17 protein-coding genes are annotated in these 19,774 nt (G+C 73.5%); 12 read left to right on the top strand and 5 right to left on the bottom strand.

Features of this window, described 5'->3' with window-relative positions; genetic code table 11:
* Positions 1-193: 193 nt before the first annotated feature.
* On the top strand, positions 194-376 hold the full coding sequence (locus OHA34_RS28130) for a hypothetical protein (RefSeq protein WP_329519397.1): 183 nt from the start codon (positions 194-196) through the stop codon (positions 374-376).
* A 380-nt stretch (positions 377-756) separates the two neighbouring features.
* Positions 757-2,601: a serine/threonine protein kinase gene (locus OHA34_RS28125; protein WP_285938437.1), complete on the top strand. Its 1,845-nt coding sequence runs from the start codon at positions 757-759 to the stop codon at positions 2,599-2,601.
* Between the two features lie 322 nt (positions 2,602-2,923).
* On the opposite strand, the gene OHA34_RS28120 is transcribed toward OHA34_RS28125, so the two are convergent.
* Positions 2,924-3,208: a DUF397 domain-containing protein gene (locus OHA34_RS28120; RefSeq protein WP_285938439.1), complete on the bottom strand. Its 285-nt coding sequence runs from the start codon at positions 3,206-3,208 to the stop codon at positions 2,924-2,926.
* Positions 3,205-4,026: a helix-turn-helix domain-containing protein gene (locus OHA34_RS28115; protein ID WP_285938631.1), complete on the bottom strand. Its 822-nt coding sequence runs from the start codon at positions 4,024-4,026 to the stop codon at positions 3,205-3,207. The genes OHA34_RS28120 and OHA34_RS28115 overlap by 4 nt, the downstream gene beginning before the upstream one ends.
* 349 nt (positions 4,027-4,375) lie before the next feature.
* Here OHA34_RS28115 and OHA34_RS28110 point away from each other — a divergent pair, with 349 nt between their 5' ends.
* The 6 genes from OHA34_RS28110 (at position 4,376) to OHA34_RS28085 (ending at position 10,900) form a co-directional block, all read left to right on the top strand.
* Positions 4,376-4,972 carry an ATP-binding protein gene (locus OHA34_RS28110; protein WP_285938440.1) on the top strand — a complete coding sequence of 199 codons (597 nt, stop codon included), beginning with the start codon at positions 4,376-4,378 and terminating at the stop codon, positions 4,970-4,972.
* Between the two features lie 136 nt (positions 4,973-5,108).
* Positions 5,109-5,504: an STAS domain-containing protein gene (locus tag OHA34_RS28105; RefSeq protein WP_285938441.1), complete on the top strand. Its 396-nt coding sequence runs from the start codon at positions 5,109-5,111 to the stop codon at positions 5,502-5,504.
* Between the two features lie 138 nt (positions 5,505-5,642).
* Entirely contained in the window at positions 5,643-6,899 is a 1,257-nt protein-coding gene (locus OHA34_RS28100) for a M16 family metallopeptidase (RefSeq protein ID WP_285938442.1), read from the top strand.
* Positions 6,896-8,272, top strand: a complete 1,377-nt coding sequence (locus OHA34_RS28095) for a M16 family metallopeptidase (protein WP_329519396.1) — start codon at positions 6,896-6,898, stop codon at positions 8,270-8,272. Before OHA34_RS28100 ends, OHA34_RS28095 begins: the two co-directional genes overlap by 4 nt.
* 176 nt (positions 8,273-8,448) lie before the next feature.
* Positions 8,449-9,882, top strand: coding sequence for a sporulation protein (locus OHA34_RS28090; RefSeq protein ID WP_329519395.1), 1,434 nt, complete (start codon positions 8,449-8,451; stop codon positions 9,880-9,882).
* 130 nt (positions 9,883-10,012) lie between these two features.
* Positions 10,013-10,900, top strand: coding sequence for a hypothetical protein (locus OHA34_RS28085; protein WP_329519394.1), 888 nt, complete (start codon positions 10,013-10,015; stop codon positions 10,898-10,900).
* A gap of 1 nt (position 10,901) precedes the next feature.
* Here OHA34_RS28085 and OHA34_RS28080 read toward each other — a convergent pair whose 3' ends face one another.
* The 3 genes from OHA34_RS28080 to OHA34_RS28070 all read right to left on the bottom strand — a co-directional run bounded on the left by OHA34_RS28080 (position 10,902) and on the right by OHA34_RS28070 (position 16,095).
* Positions 10,902-11,627, bottom strand: coding sequence for a hypothetical protein (locus OHA34_RS28080; protein WP_285938446.1), 726 nt, complete (start codon positions 11,625-11,627; stop codon positions 10,902-10,904).
* A gap of 801 nt (positions 11,628-12,428) precedes the next feature.
* A complete protein-coding gene (locus OHA34_RS28075; protein WP_329519393.1) occupies positions 12,429-13,370 on the bottom strand; it encodes a hypothetical protein in 942 nt (313 codons plus the stop codon).
* Between the two features lie 160 nt (positions 13,371-13,530).
* Positions 13,531-16,095 carry an ATP-binding SpoIIE family protein phosphatase gene (locus OHA34_RS28070; RefSeq protein WP_329519392.1) on the bottom strand — a complete coding sequence of 855 codons (2,565 nt, stop codon included), beginning with the start codon at positions 16,093-16,095 and terminating at the stop codon, positions 13,531-13,533.
* 288 nt (positions 16,096-16,383) lie between these two features.
* Between OHA34_RS28070 and OHA34_RS28065 the strand changes: the two genes are divergently transcribed.
* The 4 genes from OHA34_RS28065 to OHA34_RS28050 all read left to right on the top strand — a co-directional run bounded on the left by OHA34_RS28065 (position 16,384) and on the right by OHA34_RS28050 (position 19,696).
* Positions 16,384-17,067, top strand: a complete 684-nt coding sequence (locus tag OHA34_RS28065) for a TetR/AcrR family transcriptional regulator (RefSeq protein ID WP_329519391.1) — start codon at positions 16,384-16,386, stop codon at positions 17,065-17,067.
* A 495-nt stretch (positions 17,068-17,562) separates the two neighbouring features.
* The gene (locus OHA34_RS28060) at positions 17,563-18,141 is read left to right on the top strand and encodes a sigma-70 family RNA polymerase sigma factor (RefSeq protein WP_285938451.1); all 579 of its coding nucleotides are present in this window, start codon (positions 17,563-17,565) and stop codon (positions 18,139-18,141) included.
* A 141-nt stretch (positions 18,142-18,282) separates the two neighbouring features.
* On the top strand, positions 18,283-18,708 hold the full coding sequence (locus tag OHA34_RS28055) for an SSI family serine proteinase inhibitor (RefSeq protein WP_285938452.1): 426 nt from the start codon (positions 18,283-18,285) through the stop codon (positions 18,706-18,708).
* A gap of 259 nt (positions 18,709-18,967) precedes the next feature.
* Complete coding sequence (locus OHA34_RS28050; protein ID WP_285938453.1) at positions 18,968-19,696, top strand: ANTAR domain-containing response regulator; 729 nt, start codon at positions 18,968-18,970, stop codon at positions 19,694-19,696.
* Positions 19,697-19,774 lie beyond the last annotated feature (78 nt).

Below are 19,774 nucleotides of genomic sequence, written 5' to 3'. Positions count from 1 at the left end.
TCCGGTCGTGCGCCGACGCGCATCGTCGCCTGAACGATCTAAACGGTAGAGCAAGCTAGTTAGAAATACAACCTATGTAGTCACGAATAGAACGATCACTCGGAATAGGGCGAAGGATCTTGCGGTTGCAACTAACGCATCCAAGATCTGGAATCCGGATCACCCACCCCCGGCACCGACCACGGAGGTACCCGTGCCCAGCAGCATCCCCAGGCCACGACCGCACACCGGACGCAAGCACGTGAAGACCACGTCGCTGCGCGCCCTCGCGGTCGCGGCACGACTCGAACAGCGCCACGCCCCGGAGGGTCCCCCGGGCCATGGGGGCGGCCGGGCGGCGCACCGTCCCTCGCGGCGTACGCCCGACCCGGCCTGACGACACCCCCCGCACAACCCCGGATGGCCATATCCGGCCGGACCGTGCGCGAAGCCCCCGCGGCGATCACGGCTCCGTGATCGCCGCGGGGGCTTTCGGTGCGCCGCCGCCGGGGCGCCGGCGGGCGGTCCCGAAGCTGCGCGAGGGCCGGGCGCCGCCCCCGACCAAGATCCCTGAGCATGGCCGCGGGGCCGTCCGGGCCTGCCGACCTGCGCGGCGTACCGCTGGCCGCGCCGTCCGGACGATGCCGCACCGCGCCCGCCGGGATGAGAGGATGTGCGGACGTCTTCGTCCGACGCTTCCTCACATTTCGGAGCAAATACCATCTTCTGGCCATAGGCTTGCGGGGCATGTGCCAGTAGCGACGGGGAGCGAGTGGTGTGACGGACAGGACGATGCCGGACGCCCATCCGCTGCGGTCGGGCGATCCGACCCAGCTGAGCGGATACGAGATCCTGGGCCGCTTGGGCGAGGGCGGCCAGGGCGCGGTGTTCCTGGCCCGCCGCACCGGGCAGGCCGCAGACGCGCGCACCGCCGACCACGTCGCGATCAAGCTGCTGCACGCCGGGCTCACCGGCGACGACTCGGCGCGGGCGCGGTTCGTCCGCGAGCTCGAGGTCGCCAAGCGGGTCGCGCGGTTCTGTACGGCGCAGGTGCTGGACGCCGACGTCGCGGGCGACCAGCCGTACATCATCAGCGAGTACGTCCCGGGCCTGTCCCTGCACCTGGTGGTGCGGCACGAGGGCCCGCGCACCGGCGGCGCGCTGGAACGGCTCGCGATCAGCACGCTGACCGCGCTCATGGCGATCCACCAGGCCGGGATCGTGCACCGCGACTTCAAGCCGCACAACGTGATGATGGGCCCGGACGGCCCCCGCGTCATCGACTTCGGGGTGGCGCGGGCGCTCGGCGCGGCCGGCGAGACGCAGAACGTCGGCACGCCCGCCTACATGGCGCCCGAGCACTTCACCGGCGGCGAGGTCGGTCCCGCCACCGACATGTTCGCCTGGGGCACCACGATGGCGTTCGCCGCGACCGGGCGTCCCGCGTTCGGGAACGACGAGATGGCCTCGGTGATGCACCGCATCATCACCGCCGACCCCGATCTCGGCGACCTGCCGAGCCCGCTGCGCGACCTGGTGCTGGCCTGCCTGCACAAGGAGCCCGCGGAACGGCCCACCGCGCGCGAGGCGCAGGAACGCCTGGTCGGCGCGGCCACCGGCGGGCCTCCGGCCGTGCAGCCGCTCGCGCCGCTCCCGGCGTTCGGCGGAGGAGGCGCTCCCGCACCCGGGGCGGCGCCGGTGATGCCGGTGCCGCTGGGCGGCTCGACCGACCCCGGCGCCATGGCCGGTGCCGTCCTGCCGCCCGACCAGATCACCGACGCGAACGGCGTCCGTGGACGGACGGCTCCGCAGCCGGCGTCGTCCCCCGACATGGCGCCGCAGCCGAACGGCCCCCACGGACCGCCTCTACCCGGTTCCGGCCACAACGGCCATGGGGCCGTTCCGCACGGCAACCCCAGCGGACCGTATGGCCAGGGCGCGCGTCAGAAGGGCCACAACAGGCTGGTGCCGGTCATCGCCGCAGTGGCCGTGCTCGCCGTGGTGGGAGCCGGTTCGGCATGGGCCGCGACCCGTTCCGGGGGCGGTGCGGAGGACGGCGGTCCCGCCGCCGCGGGCCCGGCCGCTAACGACGGTCCCGCCGAAGCCGCTCCGGGCGACCCCGCCAACAAGGACCCGAAGAAGCGCACCGGGCAGCCGCAGGGGAAGCAGACCCCTGGGAAGCCCTCCCCCTCGCAGCAGCCCGGTTCGGGACAGCCTTCCCGGCCAGGCCAGCCCCAGGCCCCCGGCACCAGCCAGCCTCCTGCAAAGGGAGGCGGCGCACCGCCCCCCAAGGAGCCGGCCAACAAGTACTCGCCGCAGAGCGTGTGCAACTCCGGCGGCCATGGAGGCGGCTACTACGTGCAGCGCTCCGTGGCCGGTTCGGGCGGAACGGCGTACTTGCTCTACAACAGCTCGGGGTACAACTGCGCCGTCACGCTCAAGACCAAGAGCGTGGGCAAGGCGTCCCCGGTGTCGGTGTGGATCCAGCGCCAGGGCTCGGGCCAGATCAAGGACGGCGGATCGTTCGCCTGGTACGCCGGGCCGGTCTACGTGTCGGCGGCCAAGAAGTGCGTCCGCTTCGGCGGCGACGGCGGCACCGCTCCCTACGGCAACTGCGGCTGAGCACCGCACTGAGCCGCTCGCAGGCGCGGAGGGTCACTCAGACCTGGGGCGGCGGTTCCGTGGCGGGACGGCGCCGTACTGCGCGGCTCGACGCCGCGGGCTGTTGACGGGCCGGTAGGGGACGCGGCGATCGCTCGGAGCGATAGACCGCTCCATGCCGCGCACCCCGTCCGGACGGGGTGTACCACGCCCGAGAGCTGCGGCGAGTCGACGTCGGGAGCGCCGGCTCGCCGCGACCCGACGAGCCGCGCGGCGGGCCGGACGGGATTCCGGAGTCGAACCGGGGAATCCCGCGGCGGCCCGTTCAGCGGGGGGCGGACGGTCAGTTGCGGGAAGCGATGAGATGGTCGAAGTCGCCGTCCTTGGCCCCCAGGATCAGGGCCTCGATCTCAGGACGGGTGTAGATGAGGGCCGGGCCCTCCGGGTGGCGGGAATTGCGCATCGCCACTCGCCCGCCGGGCAGTTCGGCGATCTCGACGCAGTTCCCCTGGGAGTTGCTTCGCTGGGACTTCAGCCACCGCGCTCCGTGGAGCTTGGTCGCGGGCATCCCGTTGTCGTAGGTGTTCGGACCGGCCTTGAACTGGCCGTGATCGGTCTTGAGCATCATGTCTCTCTGAGAAGATCACCGAGAAGCTCGACGGTGCGCTCCGGGGTCGCACTGTCGACGCACAGGCGTTCCATCGCCTGGAGGTACGTGTCGACGTCGTCGCGCTTGTCCAGGTACATGGCGCCGGTGAGGTTCTCTACGTAAACCACGTCCGGCAGGTCCTGCTCGGGAAAGCGCAGGATCGTGAAAGCCCCACCCTCGGCGGCGTGGCCACCGAATCTGAACGGCATGATCTGGATGGTGACGTTGGGCAGCTTGGACATCTCGATGAGATGCTCGAACTGGCCCCGCATCACCTCCGGACCCCCGATGGGACGCCTGAGCGCCCCCTCGTCCAGCACCGCCCACAGGCGCGGCGCCTCCGGGCCCGTGAGCCGTTCCTGCCGCTGCATGCGCAACTCGACCCGCTGGTCGAGCTCCTGCTCGGTGGCGCCGGCGTTGCCCAGGCGGATCACCGCACGCGAATACCCCTCCGATTGCAGCAGTCCCGGGACGAACTGCAACTCGTACGTGCGGATCAGCGCCGCCGACTCCTCCAGACCGACGTAGGTCTGGAACCAGCCGGGCAGAACGTCGTTGTACCGGTGCCACCATCCGGGGGTGTTGGCCTCCCGCGCGAGCTGTAGCAGCGCCTCGCGTTCGGTCTTGTCGCCGACGCCGTACAGCGTGAGCAGGTCGTCAACGTCGCGTTCCTTGAAACTGACCCGCCCGAGCTCCAGGCGGCTGATCTTGGACTCTGACGCGCGGATGACGTAACCGGCCTCCTGACGGGTCACGCTCCGCGCCTCTCGAAGGCGACGGAGCTGTGAACCGAGCAGGATCCGACGCACCGTCGACCCGGTCCCCGGCGTCTCTGGAGCCACGCCCAACCTCCCGGCTAAATGGCGGACAGCGAACCTAGTGTGCCACTGGCCTCCGTGTCCTGCGGATACCTCCGATCTTCCACCCGCAGCGCGCTGCCCGGCATCCGCACGAGTCGGATGCACGTGCATTGGGCCTTGCATTCGCACGCTACGATGCGCAGGATAACGCACGAGACTTCCGAGCCATGGCTGCACAACGAGATCACTCTGCGGGGTCCGGGGAATGACGTCACGCCACGCGCACGAGGACACGCGGTGGGGAGCTGGCCCCGTCGTGGGACCGGCGGACCCACAGGACCACGCCGTGAACTCGACGCCCATACCCGAGTCACGTGATCTGCCCGCGCGCCTCGACACCGCGCTGACCGCGCTCACCGAGCCGTCCGGGCCGACCGTCACCTTCACCGTCCTCCCCGACCCCGAGTCGGTCACCGAGGCCCGCCACTTCACCATCTCCCGCCTCTGCGAATGGGGCGTGGGCGCCCTCGTCGACGATGTCGGCCTGGTGGTCTCCGAACTCGTCACCAACGCACTGCGGCACAGCGGCGGCGTGGCGCGGTGGCGGCGGCCCGGCTCCCCCGTCCGCCAGCGTTCGAACGGCCCCGCGCACCAGCGGCCGTCCGGGCCCGCACACCAGCCGAACCAGCCCAACCGGTTCGCCGACCCCACCGACCCGATCGGCTCCGCGCCGTCCGCGATCCGGCTGCGGCTGGTCCACGAGGCCCCCTGGGTGCTCTGCGGGATCATCGACGCCAGCCCGGCCGCGCCCCGGCGCAAGGAGCCCGACTACATCGCCGAGACCGGGCGCGGCCTGCACCTGGTCGAATCGTTCAGCGTCCGCTGGGGCTGGCGCGGCCTCGCCCACGGCAAGGTCGTCTGGGCGCTGTTCCGCACACCGTGATGGACGGCGGGACGCGGGCCGTGATGGACGGCGTACGCGCGGGCGCGTGTGGCCGAGGTCGCATCCGCCCACGCGGATAACGGCCGGGCCCGCGGGTATGGGGCCCTTCCCATGAGCAGCCGACAGGGAGTGACCGGTGGAATTCGCCGTCGAGCATCGCGTCGAGAAGGACCTCACCGTCGTGAAGATCAGCGGTGAGATCGACGTCTTCACCAGCCCCCGGCTGCGCGAGATGCTGCTCGACATCATGGACGGCGGCGGGACGCACCTGGTGGTCGACCTCGGCGAGGTCACCTTCCTCGACTCCACCGGGCTCGGCGTGCTGGTCGGCGTCTACCACCGGCTCCGCGCCCGCGCCGGCTCGATGTCGTTCATGGGGGTGAACGACCGGGTGCGCCGGGTCCTCCACGTCACCCAGCTCACGAAGATCTTCGTCCTGCACCGGTCGCTGGAGGACGCCGTCGCCGCGCACGAGGCCGGCGCCGGGTCCGGCCCGGACACCCGCGCCCAGGGGCCGCGGGCCTCTCGCTGACGGGCTTCCCGCCCCGGACGACCCGGTACGGTGAGACGGAGATCAAGCCCGCCGCCGGGCTCCCGTCCTGAACACGGTCCCGCCCACGCGCGCGGTGCTGTTCCGTCAACCGAATCATCGACCGGACGGGAGCGCTCCGTGGCAGAACAGCCGCTGCATGAGCACACGCTCGGCAATGGCCTGCGCGTGGTGGTCTGTGAAGACCATGTCGTACCGCTGGCCGCCGTGAACATCTGGTACGGCGTGGGCTCGCGGCACGAGCGGGCCGGCCGCACCGGGCTTGCGCACCTCTTCGAGCACCTGATGTTCCAGGGCTCGTCCAACGTCGCCGAGGGCGAGCACGCCGCGCTCCTGGAGAGCGCCGGCGCCGCGTTCAACGCCAGCACCTCCTTCGAGCGCACCAACTACTACGAGACGGTTCCGGTCAGCCACCTGGAGCTGGCGCTCTGGCTGGAGGCCGACCGGATGGGCACGCTGCCCGCGGCGCTCACCCAGGCCAACCTCGACAACCAGCGCGACGTGGTGAAGAACGAGCGCCGCCAGCGTTACGACAACCAGCCGTACGGCACCGCGTTCGAGCGGCTGTGCAGGCTGACCTTCCCGGCGGGCCACCCGTACGCGCACACCCCCATCGGCTCGATGGAGGACCTCGACGCGACGACGCTCGAAGACTGCACCGACTTCTTCGGCACCTGGTACGCGCCGGGCAACGCGGTGCTGTCGATCGTCGGCGACGTCGACCCCGAGCAGGCCGTCAAGGCGGTCGAGCGCTACTTCGGCGGACTCCCGACCGGACCGGCGACGCCGCCCGCGCGTCCCGGCGACCTCGGGCCCCTCGGCGGCGTCACCGCCGAGGACGTCGACGAGGACGTGCCGTCGCCCGCGTACTTCGCGATGTTCCCGCTGCCGTCCGACGGCGGCGGCGACATCGAGGCCGCCGAGCTGGCGGTCGAGATCCTCGGCGGCGGCTCGGGCTCGCGCCTCTACGACCGGATGGTGCGCCGCGACGAGATCGCCACCGAGGTCTGGGCCGGGGTGACCCGGCTGGCCTCCGGCCAGTCGCTGGCCATCGTGGACGCGGTCGGGCCGGACCCGGCCAAGATCGCCGAGGTGCTGGACGAGGAGCTGGGCCGGTTCGCCACCGAGGGCCCGGACGCCGACGAGGCCGCCCGCGCCACCGCCCAGGCCGAGCGCGGTTTCCTGGAGCAGACCGAGACCGTCACCGGCCTCGCCAACGCGCTGTCGCAGAACGCGACCCAGTTCGGCGACCCGTCCCGGGTGTTCACCGCGCCGGGCCGCGCCGCCGCGGTCACCGCGGGCGAGATCAAGGACATGGCGGAGCGGTGGATGGCACCCGGCTCCCGCACCGCGCTGATCTACGGAGGTGCCTCGTGACCCAGTCCCCAGGCGCGGGCCCGGCCTTGCAGCCCCGTCCCGTCCCCGGCCCGGTCCCCGCGTGGGCGTTCCCGGCCGGCGACGCGGGACGGATCCCGTCCGGCCCCGCGACGCTCCGCTGCGACCTGCCCGGACGGCGGCTGGCGGCCGTCCGGCTGATCCTCAAGGCCGGTGCCGGACGCGAGCCCGGCGGCGCCGAGGGCGTCGCCGCGCTCACCGCGCACGCGCTGCTGGAGGGCACCGAGCCCGGCGGCGGCACCGCGCTGACCGCCGCGTTCGAGCGGCTCGGCGCCAGCCTGTACGCGTCGGCCGACCTCACCGCGCTGCGGATCGCGCTGGACGTCCCGGTGACCCGGCTCGGTCCGGCGCTGGAGCTGTTCTCCGCGGTGGTGCGCGACCCCGCGCTCGCCGACGCCGACGTCGCGCGCCTCGGCCGCGAGCGGCTGGAGGAGATCGCGCAGGAGGACGCCGACCCGGGCAGCCGCGCCATGCGCGAGCTGCGCGCGGTGATGTTCCCGGACGAGTCGCGCGCGTCGCGGCCGACGGGCGGATCCCGCGCGGCGGTCGAGGCCCTCGGCGGCGCCGACGTGCGCGCCTTCTACGGCTCCGTGATCCCCGCCGAGGCGACCGCGGTCGTCGCCGGAGACCTTTCCGGGACCGACGCCGACGCGGCGCTCACCGCGGCCCTGAAGGGCTGTGGAGGGGCGGGCGCCGCCGCGCTGCCGTCCGCCGACACGATCCCGCCGTCGTCGGCCGCGCGCATCGTCGTCGTCGACCGTCCGGGATCGGTGCAGACGTACCTGAGCCTGGGGCACGGCGTGCCCGACCGGTCGCACCCCGACTGGCCGTCCCTCATGGTGGCCTCGCACGTGCTGGGCGGCGGGCTCACGTCCCGCCTCAACGCGGTGCTGCGCGAGGACAAGGGCTACACCTACGGCGTCCGGGCCGGGCTGCTGAGGCTGCGGCACTGCGGCCTGTTCATCACCCAGGGCGCCGTGCACACCGAGGTCACCGCCGACGCCGTGGCCGACGCGCTCACCGAACTGCGCGGCGTCGTCTCCCGCGGCATCTCCGACGAAGAGCACGGCTCGTCGGTACGGGCACTCGCCGACCGCGCGCCCGCAGAGTACGAGACGGCCCGCGCGGTCGCCGCCGAACTCGCCGACGTCTCCGCCAACGGACTGGGCGCCGACTACCCGAGCCGCTACCTGGAGGCCGTCCGCTCGTCCACCCCGGACGGTGTCGCCCGCGCCTACCGCGAGCACATCGACCCGGAGGCGCTGACCATCATCGCCGTGGGCGACGCCGAGCAGATCCGCGAACCGCTGGAGAAGCTCGGCTACGCCACCGTGACGGTCGCCGCCGCCGAGTAGCGCCGCCCCACGCCGTTCGTGCGGCGGCCCGTTCTGCGACGAACGGGCCGCCACACGTCCGCGTCCGCGTCCGGAACGGCGTGAACTTCTGCCCGTGATGTGCCGCTGTCGGCGTGAACCGATGGCATGGTGGATTCCATCCGATGGTGGACTCCGTCGGGAGAGGGGAACGACCGGTGTCCTACGGGCAGATGGGCGGGTACGGAGCGGCTGGTCCCTCCGTCGACGCGATCCTGGCGGAGCCGAACTGCCGGCCCGGCGGGGTCGTCTCGGGCAAGGTCCACCTTCGAGGCGGCGACCGGCCGCTCGACATCCGGCACGTGACGCTGGCGCTCATGCCGCGCATGCAGACCGGCCACGGCGGCGAGAGCGCCGGGCCGGAGATCTACCGCGGCGCGCTCACCCGGCCGTTCCGGCTCGACGCCGGGACGGACCACGCCCTCCCCTTCTCCATCCCGCTTCCGTACGAGCTGCCGTTCACCACGGTGCTCGGCCGCGAACTGCCGGGCTTCACCATCGGCCTGTGCACCGAGGTGGACGTCCAGGGGCGGCCCGACCCCGGCGACGTCGACCGGATCTCGGTGGAGCCGCTCGATTCCCAGCAGTGGGTGCTCACCGCGATCGCCCGGCTCGGCTTCAGGATCCAGAACGTCACGTTCGAGTCCCGCACGCTGCGCGGCGTCGCCCAGCGGCTGCCGTTCCACCAGGAGATCCACCTCGTCCCGCCGCCCGCGTTCCAGGGGCGGCTCGACCAGGTCGGGCTGAGCTTCGTGGCGAGCCCGAACACCATGGCCTTCGTCCTGCGCGCGGAAGACCGGTCCGCTCCGTCGGACGAGTCGTTCGGCGTCTTCCAGAGCGGCCACAAGGAGGCCGGCGAGACCGACTGGAACGCCAAGATCGGCCGGTGGCTCGAAGCCGCGGCGGCCCTCCCTCCCGCGCCCTCCCACCACACTGCCCCGCCACCTCACCCTGGTGGCCCGCCGCCCGGTGGCCCGCCGCCGCAGGCCGGTCCGCCGCAGGCCGGTCCGCCGCAGGCCGGTCCGCTGCCTCACCCTGGCCAGTCGTTCCACGGCGGACCGCCTCCCCCGGAGGGCCAGGGAGCCTTCCCTCCTCCGGCTCCGCCACCCGCGCCGGGTGGGCCGCCGCCGTACTCGTATGGTGCACCGCCCGCCCCTTACCCGCATGGTGCGCCTCCCGCGTATGGCGGGATCCCTCCGGCGCCTCCGGCCGCGCCACCCGCGGCCTACCCGCCCGCCGCCTATCCGCCCACCGCCTATCCGCCCGCGCCGATCGGGCATCCCGCGCCTCCGCCGCCCGTTCATGTGCATCACACCGGGCCTCCTGCGCACTACGGTCACCACGGCCACGGCTGGGCCGGGGGCGCCGCCGCGGCCGGAGTCGTCGGCGGGGTCGCCGCCGTGGGCATCGCCGGGGGCCTGGCCGCCGGCGCGATGGGGCACGCGGCCGGTGAGGCGGTCGGGTTCGCGGGCGACGTGGCGGGCGATGTGGCGGGCGGCATGGCCGGTGACTTCGCGGGCGACGTGGCCGGAGACATCGCAGGTGGCGCCGCGGATGTCCTGGGCGGGCTGCTGGGCGGGCTGTTCGGCTGAACCCGCCGCCGGAGGTCCCGATCGTCCCGCCGGAATATGACGGGTCATTCGGACGAGATGCGGCGGCTCCGCGCCAAGGCCGCCACGGATGGTTAGGGTCGAGAGCGCAGCCCGCCCCCCGAGGAGCTACATGACCACCGTGATCCTGGTCCTGCTCTGCCTGGCGATCGCCGGACGCGAGCTCTACCTGGCCTCCGACAAGCGACTCCCCCGCGCGCAGGCGGAGCTGCGCGAGCTACGCACCCAGGTGGCCGACCTGTCCAAACGGCAGAACGCCCTGTCCTCCGAGGTCGCCGCGTCGAACGAGCCGTCCGGGATCCCGATCCCGCAGCCGCTCCAGAGCGAGGCCGTGCCCGCCGGGACAGTGCAGATGATCGACGCGCTGAGCGGCCGGGTGGACCGGCTGGAGAAGGAGATCGGCGAGGTCTCGTCCGAGCTCGCCGGTCTCGAGCTCGACCGCGACGCGCAGCGCGCCCTGGCACGGTCCCTCGACTCGGCCGAGCAGGACATCCGCGAACTGCACCGCGAGATGCTCGACCGCCTCGACCGCGAGGAGGGCGTGGTCCCCGGGCTGCTGCTCAGCGAGGGGGGCGAGGCCGAGGCCCTGCTCGCCGAGGCGTACGAGCGCTGCGCGTCCGAGTACGGCCTCCGGGTCCGGATCCGCGACCAGCGTTCCGCGGAGGCGGCCGACGGCGGCTACTGGGGCACGTCCTACCGCCTGTCGGGACGGCGTCCGGGCGCGCTCACCGAGGAGCTGTTCTCCTACGTGCAGGGGATGTACGACCAGCAGGACCCCTCGGCGCTCGGCGCGCTGCTCATCGAGCTGGCGCACCTGCGCGGCGGCGGCATCGCCCGGTTCGGCTCCTTCACCATCGTCCGCACGCCCAACTCGCTGCTCTGCGGAGTGCTGCCGGACGACCTCGCCGCGCCCGGCGAGCCATGGGAGCTCGCCTCCCAGCTTCGCGAGCTCCCCGGCGAGGGCCGGATCGACCTCTCCTGGCTCCGCACGGAGGAGTGACCTAGGGCCGCACGAAGCGCGGCGAGCCCACCTCGGTCGCGTCGACGCCGAACGCCAGCAGGCAGCGCGGCGTCCGCGCCGAGTCGATCTGGAGGCACACGCCCAGCCCCAGCTCGGGATCGACGAGCACCACCCGCCGCAGCGCCCGCAGGGCGCGGCGGGCGCGGGCCCGCGTCTCGGGCCGCGCCGGCTCATGCAGCGTCGCCGCCACCACCCGCCCCGCGTACCGCCACAGCGCGGACGAGTCGAGCACCCGCACGCCCGCCGAGGTCAGGTTCGCGACGATCACGACGCCGCTGTCGTCCTCCTCGCCGACCGGCGCCCGGGGCGCGGTGAGGTCACCCTCGCCCGGCGCCAGCGGACCGCCGACGGCACGGTGGTAGCGGAGCGGATCGAGGGTGTCGACGACGAACGCGCCCGCGTACGGGCGTGACGCGCGCGGTGGGGCGGCCACCCTGGAGCCGCCCACGGACTCGCGCCCGTTCAGGTGGGCGCTGAGGTCGAAGACCATGCCCGCGGCGTCGAGCCATACGGGGAGGCCGAGCTTCTTCGCGCCCGCGCGGTCGAGGCCGTCCATGTTGCGCCACAGCTCATCGGTACGGCGCGACAGGGTCGCCGCCATCCCGAGCCCGGGGAAGGCCCCTTCGAGAACCGCCAGGGTGGCCCGCCAGGTGGTGCTGGCCACGAACTCCGCGACGAACGCGTCCGCCTGTGCCTTCCGCTGCACCGGCCCCTCGGGACGGGGCGGATTCGGAGGACGCACCACTGGAGGCGTCGACTTGATGAGCGGTACCTCCGCAGGAGGCCGCGCCGGAGCGGGCCGATCTGCCGACAGTCCCCGCGGGGGCATCGGTGGCCGTGCAGGCTCGGACCACTGGGGACGCAGCGGCAGGTCCGGAACCGTGTCCGAAAGAGGCGGACCGGGCGAGGCCAGGTCAGGCGGAGGGGGCTCGGCCGGGGGCGAATCAGATCGAGGCGGCTCGGCCGCCAGTCCCTTCCCTGGGAGGAACGGCTCGTCCGCCCCCGTCTCACGCCCCTGCCAGCGACCCGGACCGGACTGCCCGAACGTCGAAGGCGCAGACGGCGGGGGCGCAGACGACGGAGGCACGGGTGGCGGAGGCACCGGTGGCGGAGGTACGGGCGGCGGAGGCGCGGGCGGCGGGGGCGCGGGCGCCTCGGTCTCGCCGCCATGCGTCGGCTGTACGTGCACCCACTCCGTCGGCCCTGCGGGGGCCCTTGGCCCTGTGGGGCCTCCAGGTCCTCCAGGGGCCCCGGGAACTCCGGGCCCCCCGGGTGCGCCGGTGGGGCCGGCGGGCGGCGGCTCCTCGGCCGGTCTGCGGCGTCCCGCCACATGGACGTCGCCCGGGTGGGGGGCCTGGCGGGGGTCGCTCAAGTCGCGGGCCCCCCGCGGATCGCCGGTATCGCCGGTGCCACGGGGGTCCTCGGGGTCGCGGGGGTCCTCGGGTTCAGGGCTCGGACGGTCACGCGGGCCGGTTCTCACGGGCACGATCCTGCGCCGAGAACAAGATCATCGGCAAGGTCGCAGGTCAGCGGCGCCCGTTGAGGACGCACCGAACAGCCCGGTGCACAGGGCCTCCAGCCGGTCGGGCCCGCCGTCGGCGGCCTGGACGGTCAGCGCGCCCGACGCGGCCGGATTCAGCCGGACCCGCACCTCGCGCGGAACCCGCCCCGACGCCCGCTCCGAGCCGCGCTCCGAGCCCCGCTCCAGGCCGCGTTCCGATGCCTGCTCCGAGCCATGTTCCCCGGCGCCCTGCGCGGCGGCCACGTCCCGCAGGGAGACCGAGACGATCGCGGGGAGGTCGACCACGACGCGCTGCTCACCGGCCGGAAGCTCGGCCAGCCACAGGTCGAGCACCCGGCGGGCCAGGCCGTTCATCAGCTTCCCCCAGGGTTCGAGCAGGCGCGGCGGGACGTTCTCGGTCTGCAACTCCGGCAGGCCGAACCGGGCCAGGCCCTTGGTCGTGAACCAGAAGCCGCGCGGTCCGGCGGTGTGCGGCAGGAGCATCCAGTCGGTCAGCCGGACGGCGCCGTCCGGGCCCGGCAGCGACCGGTAGACCTCGGCGCGGGTGAGCGTCTGCGGGGTGAAGACGTCGACCACGTGCTCGGCGATCGACCCGGCGATGGCCCGGGTGGCCCACTCGTGCGCGGGGGGCCAGCCGGGACGGTAAGCGGCGCGGACGGCCAGCAGGTGGGAGGCGGACTCGATGGCGGCGAGCTCGGCCGGTGCGGCACCGTAGGCGGCCAGCAGGTCGGCGGGCAGCGGCGGGAACCCGGCGGCGGGGCGCAGGTCGAGGGTGACCATGGGGCTGTCGAGCATGCCGAGGACCAGGTCGCGGAGCGGCGCCGCGACGCGCCTGGTCACCTGCTCGCGGGCGAGTTCCCGGGGGTCGGCGGGGGGCGCGGCGAAGGCGACCGCATAGGTGGCGTGAAGCGTCTCTGGAACCGGCAATGTCAGAAACTCACCCAACGCGTCCCCCGACCCCGCCCCGGGACCCGGCCCGGCCCGGGTCCCTCGATCCGACACCCTCGATCAGAGCCGAAAAGGACGTTGGACGGTATCTGTCGCAGAAGCGACAATCCCCTACCACGTTCGCGAGCGGGGTGCCGCGTCAGCCGGCCAGCGGGTGCTCGAACCACACCACCTTGCCGTGCTCGGTCCGGTTGGTGCCCCAGCGCTCGGCCAGGTGGCTGACGAGCTGGAGGCCGCGGCCGGACTCGTCGGTGGCGTCGGCGTGGCACAGCCGGGGCAGCTCGTGACCGTCGTCGTAGACCTCGCAGAGCAGCGCGCTGCCCTTGATCAGCCGCATCCCGATGGCGCCCGCGCCGTGCACCAGGGCGTTGGTGACCAGCTCGCTGACCATGAGCAGGACACTGTCGGTGAGGTCGGCGAGCCGCCATTCGGCGAGCCGGTCGGCGACCTGGGCGCGGGCCCGCGGGACCATGCTCGCCTCCGCGTCCAGGTTCCAGACCGCCACGTCGCCCGCGGCGATGCCGTCGAGGCCGACCGCGACGAGCGCGACGTCGTCGGCGGGGACGGCGGTGGTGAGCGCGTCCAGCACGGCGTCGCAGGTGCTCTCCAGGGGCTGGGTGGAGCCGGCGAGATGGGCGCGCAGCTCCTCCAGGCCCTCGTCGATGTCGCGGTCGCGGCGCTCCAGCAGGCCGTCGGTGCACAGGACGAGCCGGGAGCCGTCCTCGACCTGGACCTCGACCGTCTCGAACGGCTCGCCGCCCACCCCGATCGGCACCCCGGACGGCGCGGGCAGCACCCGGCTCTCACCGGACGGCGAGACCAGCACCGGCGGGATGTGCCCGGCGTTGGCGAACCGGAAGCGCCGCTCCACCGGGTCGTACACCGCGTAGAGGCAGGTGGCCAGGTAGCCCTCGCCGAGCCGCTGCGCGAGGCCGTCGAGCTGGCGCAGCAGCCGGTCGGGCCGCAGGTCCTGGGCGGCCAGGGTGCGGACGGCGGTGCGGAACTGGCCCATGATCGCGGCGGAGGTGACGCCGTGCCCCATCACGTCGCCGACGATGATGCCGAGCCGCGACCCGGGCAGCGGGATCGCGTCGAACCAGTCGCCGCCGACCTGGGCGGTCTGCCCGGCCGGCCGGTAGCGGAAGCAGACCCGCGCCCCGGCGATCTCGGGCGGGACGGTGGGCAGCATGCTGCGCTGCAACTCCTGCGCCGTCTGCGCCTCGCGCCGGTAGAGCCGCCCGTTGTCGATGCACAGCGCGGCGTGCCGGGCGAGCTCCTCGATCAGGGCGAGGTCGGGCTCGTCGAAGCCGGGCCGGTCGGACCTGCGCAGCAGCCGGAAGGTGCCGAGCACCTGCCCGCGCGCGATCAGCGGCATGATCAGCATGGCCCGGCCGGCGAGCAGCGGGCGCAGGTCGCGGTCGCCGTGCGAGGCGGAGAGCTCCTCGGCGCGCTCCCTCCCGATCCGCGGGATGTGCACGCCGCGGCCGGTGCGCATCGCCTGGACGGGCGGCGTGCGCTCGGCCAGGTAGAGCAGCTCCCCCTCGGGGACGGCGTCGTCCCAGCGGCCGGGCTCGTCATCGTGCACGACCGCGATCCGGCGCATCAGGGTCGTCTCGCCCACCGTGCGGGACGGCTGCTCCCAGTCGGCCGAGGCCACCTGCTCCAGCAGTTCGACTTCGGCGAAGTCGCCGAGCCTTGGTACCAGGACCTCGGCCAGTGTCCGCGCGGCCTGAAGATGGTCGAGCGAACTGCCGATCTGCTGTCCGGCCTCACCCAGGAACGTGAATCGATCCGGCACGGCCTTCGCCTCCGATTCCTGTCTGGGGGGGCCCGGCGATGTACACGAGCCTTCTGGGGAACGGCGGGTGGCGTATACGCCCTTGGCCGCGCCCGCGTCCGGCTGGGGCGGCGCCGGCGCCGGGACCGGCACGCGTGTGACGCGCGGCTTGAGCCGCAGGGCGCGCGGCATGCCGCCCCAGTACGGGACGATGGGCAGCCGGACGGTGAGGCTGAGGTTGAGCGCCGGGTAGCCCAGTTCCAGGACGCGCGCGGTGACCTGCTCGGCCGCCACGGGACCGGTCAGGGGCAGCATCTCGGCGAGACGGCGGCCGAGCGGCGCGGCGTCCGGCCCGGCCATCCGCACCAGCGCGGGATCGGCCCGGAGCACCCGGGCGGCGGGGGCGGCCTCGCGCCGGTCCCGGCCCGGCGGGACCACGAGGACGTCGCCGAGGCCGAGCCCGAGGCCCTCGTCGCGCAGCCGGCGCAGATCGGCCGCCAGCGCCAGGACGCGGATGCCGGGGGCGCCCGGCGCCCCGCACTCGGTGGCGTCGCCGCCGGGCCGCTCGATCGGGTAGACCCACCAGGCGACCTCGGCGTGCTGACCGTTGTCGACCCGCGGGACGGCGCAGGTGCCGCACCACACGGCCCCGAACGCCTCGGGCTCGAACACGCCGCGGTGCTCGGGCGGCAGGCTGAGCAGCGCGGTGAGCGACCGGCCCAGCGCCTGCACCCGGCCGACACCGAACAGCTCGTCGGCGACCTGGCTCCACTGGCTGATGCGGCCGTGCCCGTTCAGCGCGATGACGGCCATGCGCGCGACGCCGAGCACCTGCTGTTCGAGCAGGCGCGGCGGGGGCGCCTCGGCACCGCGCGCCCCGGCCGGCTCTCCCCTCCCGGGGCCGACGGCCTTCTGTGCGGACGCCATCGGCTGACCTTGAGCGATGCCCACACGGACCCCTCCCTGGGCGGCTGAGAATCGAGTGCCCGACACCCGCAGTAAGGAGGACGCTACCCCGGGTGAGGGATCGTCGCTGGCCGTCTGCTGAACTGACGGCGGCCCGTCCCCGGCGGCGCGCCCGCCGCACCCCGGCCGCGCCGCCCGGCCGCGTCGCCCGGACGGTGGCATGGGTGGGCGCTCACTCAGTGACTTGCCCGTGCTAGTGTCCACCCGCGCGGGAGGCCGCGCAGGGGGAGGCGAACCAAGGTGGCACCGGTGGCGGAAACGATGCGGGACCGGATCCTGACCGCGGCGATCCAGGTGATCCGCGGGCGCGGGATCGTCGCCGCGACCACCAAGGAGATCGCGCGCACGGCGGGCGTCTCCGAGGGCAGCCTCTACAACCACTTCGCCAACAAGACCGCGCTCTTCGCCGCGGCGCTGGGCGAGGTGACCGGGACCGCGCGGACGGCGATGATGACGCTGATGGGCTCGGCCGGGCAGGGCACCGTCGAGGCCAACCTCACCCGCCTCGCCGCCGAGATGACCGCCTTCTATGGCGAGCTCCTCCCGATGACCGGGCCCGTCCTGGCCGATCCCGATCTGATCGCCTGGCTCCGCGCCGACGGCCCCGCCAAAGCGGGCGCTCCGGGCGGAGGCGCTCCGGCCGCAGGCCCTGCGGGCGGGGCGATGGCGCGGGCCGGGGCGGCGAGCGGGCCGATACTCGGCCACGCGGGCCTGATCGGCTACCTGGAGGCCGAGCAGTGCGCCGGACGGATGGCGGCCGACGCGCCACTGGCGTTCATGGCCGCGGCCCTGCTGGGCGGGTGCCAGCAGCACGCGTTCCTGACGCGGCTGGCCGGCGCGGAGGCGGTGGCGGAGGGTGCGCGACTGCCCGCCGATCACCAGGAGTTCGCGTCCGGGCTGGTCCGGACGGTCCTGGCCGGCCACCTCACATGACCCTGGGGTGACCTCGGTCACGGAGATCGCCCGTTACCGTGACGGAACGGCGCCTATACCGTCATTCGCGGGCTTGGACGGACATTTGCCCAGGATTTGTGAGTGACGTCACGCAACCCCTTGGGGCGCATCGTGCGTCTTACTAAGCGGGAACACCACTGACGAGTGAAGGCGCCCGACCGGGCAAGGCCCGCGACGTCCCGGACCAACGGGGTCGCCCTGGCGAAGCCCACCGGCGCCACTCGCTCGGCCCACCCTCCAAGCGCGGCCGAGTCCAGACCCGGTACCACCGGCTTCCCGGAGCGTCCGCTCCGTAAGGAACGTCACGGCCCGCGACAGGTATTTCGCCTCGGCCGCGTCATGAACCGGAGCCGAACCCGTCGGGAGCGGTGGAACGACCTGAACACGGGGGGCGGCCCGTCCGCCCGGCCCGCGTGCGTCCCGGCGCACGCCAGCAACCGGCCCTGCGGGGCCATGACCAACGGGGGAGCGCAGATGAACACTGTCACCGCGCCTGCGGACACCGAGAACAGCCGGCGTTACGAGCGTGACGTGCTTCCGCTCGCGGACCCGCTCTACATCAGCGCCGTGCGGATGACCCGCAACAGCGCCGACGCCGAGGACCTGGTGCAGGAGACGCTGACCAAGGCGTACGTGAACTTCCACCAGTTCCAGGAGGGCACGAACCTCAAGGCGTGGCTGCACCGGATCCTCACCAACAACTTCATCAACATCTACCGCAAGCGGCAGCGCGAGCCGCAGCGGGCCGGCTCCGAGGAGCTGGAGGAGTGGCAGATCGCCCGTGCCGAGTCGCACGCCGAGGGCTTCCGCTCCGCCGAGTCCGAGGCGCTGGACCGGATCCCGGACACCGAGGTCGTCACGGCACTGCGCGCCCTGCCGAAGGACTTCCGGGACGCGGTCTACCTCGCCGACGTCGAGGGCTACGCCTACAAGGAGATCGCCGAGATGATGGGCACCCCGATCGGCACGGTGATGTCCCGCCTGCACCGCGGCCGCAAGCAGTTGCGCGAGGCGCTCGCCGACCACCACCGGGCGCACACGCTCGCCGCGTAGTCCCTCAGCCATATAGCCGCCTAGCCACGCGCGCCGTGTGACCCCTTGCACGCCGCGCGCGTGGCGTACCAAACCGCGGGCACCGCGTGTAGTCATGTGGATACATTGAGCGATGATCCGTACCGATCATCGGGAGTATCGATGCCGCACCTCGTCGCCACCGCCCTCGCCGGCGCCGCACTCGCCCTGCTGCCCGCCGTCCCCGCGGGGGCCGCGACCCGGCCGGCCACCGCGCCCGCGGCCGTCGGGCGGCTGCCCGCGGCGGGCACCTCGCTGCGCCTCACGCTGACCTACCCCGGCGCCGCCGCGTCCGGTACGCGGAGCGTCACGCTGTCGTGCGACCCGCCTGGAGGGAGCCATCCCGAGGCGGCGCGGGCGTGCGCGCAACTGAGCCGTTCCGGTGGGAAGTTCACCCGCGAGCCGGCCGACATCGCCTGCACGACGATCTACTCACCGGTCGTCGCCAAGGCCGACGGCCTATGGCGCGGGCGCCCGGCACGGTTCCGCGCCGAGTACGCCAACGACTGCGCGCTGCACGCGAGCACCGGTGCCATCTTCGCCTTCTGAACGGGCACTATGCGCAAACCCGCATAGGCCCGCTCACTGTGGGTAGAGCGCGCCTAGGCCACGACGAACGGTGAGGTGGGGCGCATGGCCGAGATCAGCAAGGCCCCGCCCAACAACTGAGGCGGCCATGGGGCGGCGAGAAGGACGCGATCGGATCCCGGGATGCCGGGCGCCAGGCGCGCACGCGTGCGCGGACGGTACGGCGGACCGTCCGCCAAGCGCGTACGTCGAGCGCGCCGCGCAGGATACCTTCGGTGGCGTGCCGCCCGTCGAAGCCGTCCTGACCGACCAGCTCGCCCTGGAGATCGCCCGTCTCGGGCTCGTCGGGGAATCCTCCGACGCGGGCACCCTGCACCGCGTCACCGAGCTGGCCTCCCGCACCGTTCCCGGCTGCGCGGGCGCGTCCGGGATCCGGTGGGCGCTGCCCGCCGGGGGCGACGACCGTCCCGAGCCGCTCGCCACCGCGTCCAGCCACCCCGACCTCGCCGAGCTGGTCGACCGGCAGCTCGCCCGCGGGGAGGGCCCGGTCTTCGACGTGGTCGGCAGCCGGCAGCCGGTCCACTCCGGCGACATCCTCGCCGAGACCCGCTGGCCCAAGGCGATGGCCGAGATGCTCCGCCGGGGGGTGCGCTGCTTCACCACCTCCCCGCACCTGAACCCGCCAGTCCTGGTGACGCTGACGCTGTACGGCGTGACGCCGCGGGCGCTCGACCCGAAGCAGAACGCCCTGGCGGCGCTGCTGGTGGCCCAGGGCAGCGCCGCGGTGTCGAACTCCTTGCAGTACGACACCGTGCACCGCACCGCCGTCCAGCTCCAGGAGGCGGTCGAGGCGAGGGCGCTGGTCGACCAGGCCAAGGGCATCCTGATGCACGCGCTCGGCTGCGACGCCGACGAGGCCTTCGCGGAGATGCGCAAAATCTCCCAGACCCGGCATGTGAAGCTCACCGCGCTGGCCCAGCGCATCATCGGTGACCAGGGACTGTCTTAGGTCACGAACCAGGCCGTCGGCTCCGATCAGGGCATAAGCTTCGCACGGCGGTCCTGGTGACCGCGGGACTGCTAGATC

The organism is Spirillospora sp. NBC_01491 (genome assembly GCF_036227065.1).
Classification (GTDB): Bacteria; Actinomycetota; Actinomycetes; order Streptosporangiales; family Streptosporangiaceae; genus Spirillospora; species Spirillospora xylanilytica.
The sequence above is the reverse complement of the archived record's forward strand: the minus strand, read 5'-3'. Positions and strand labels throughout refer to the sequence as shown.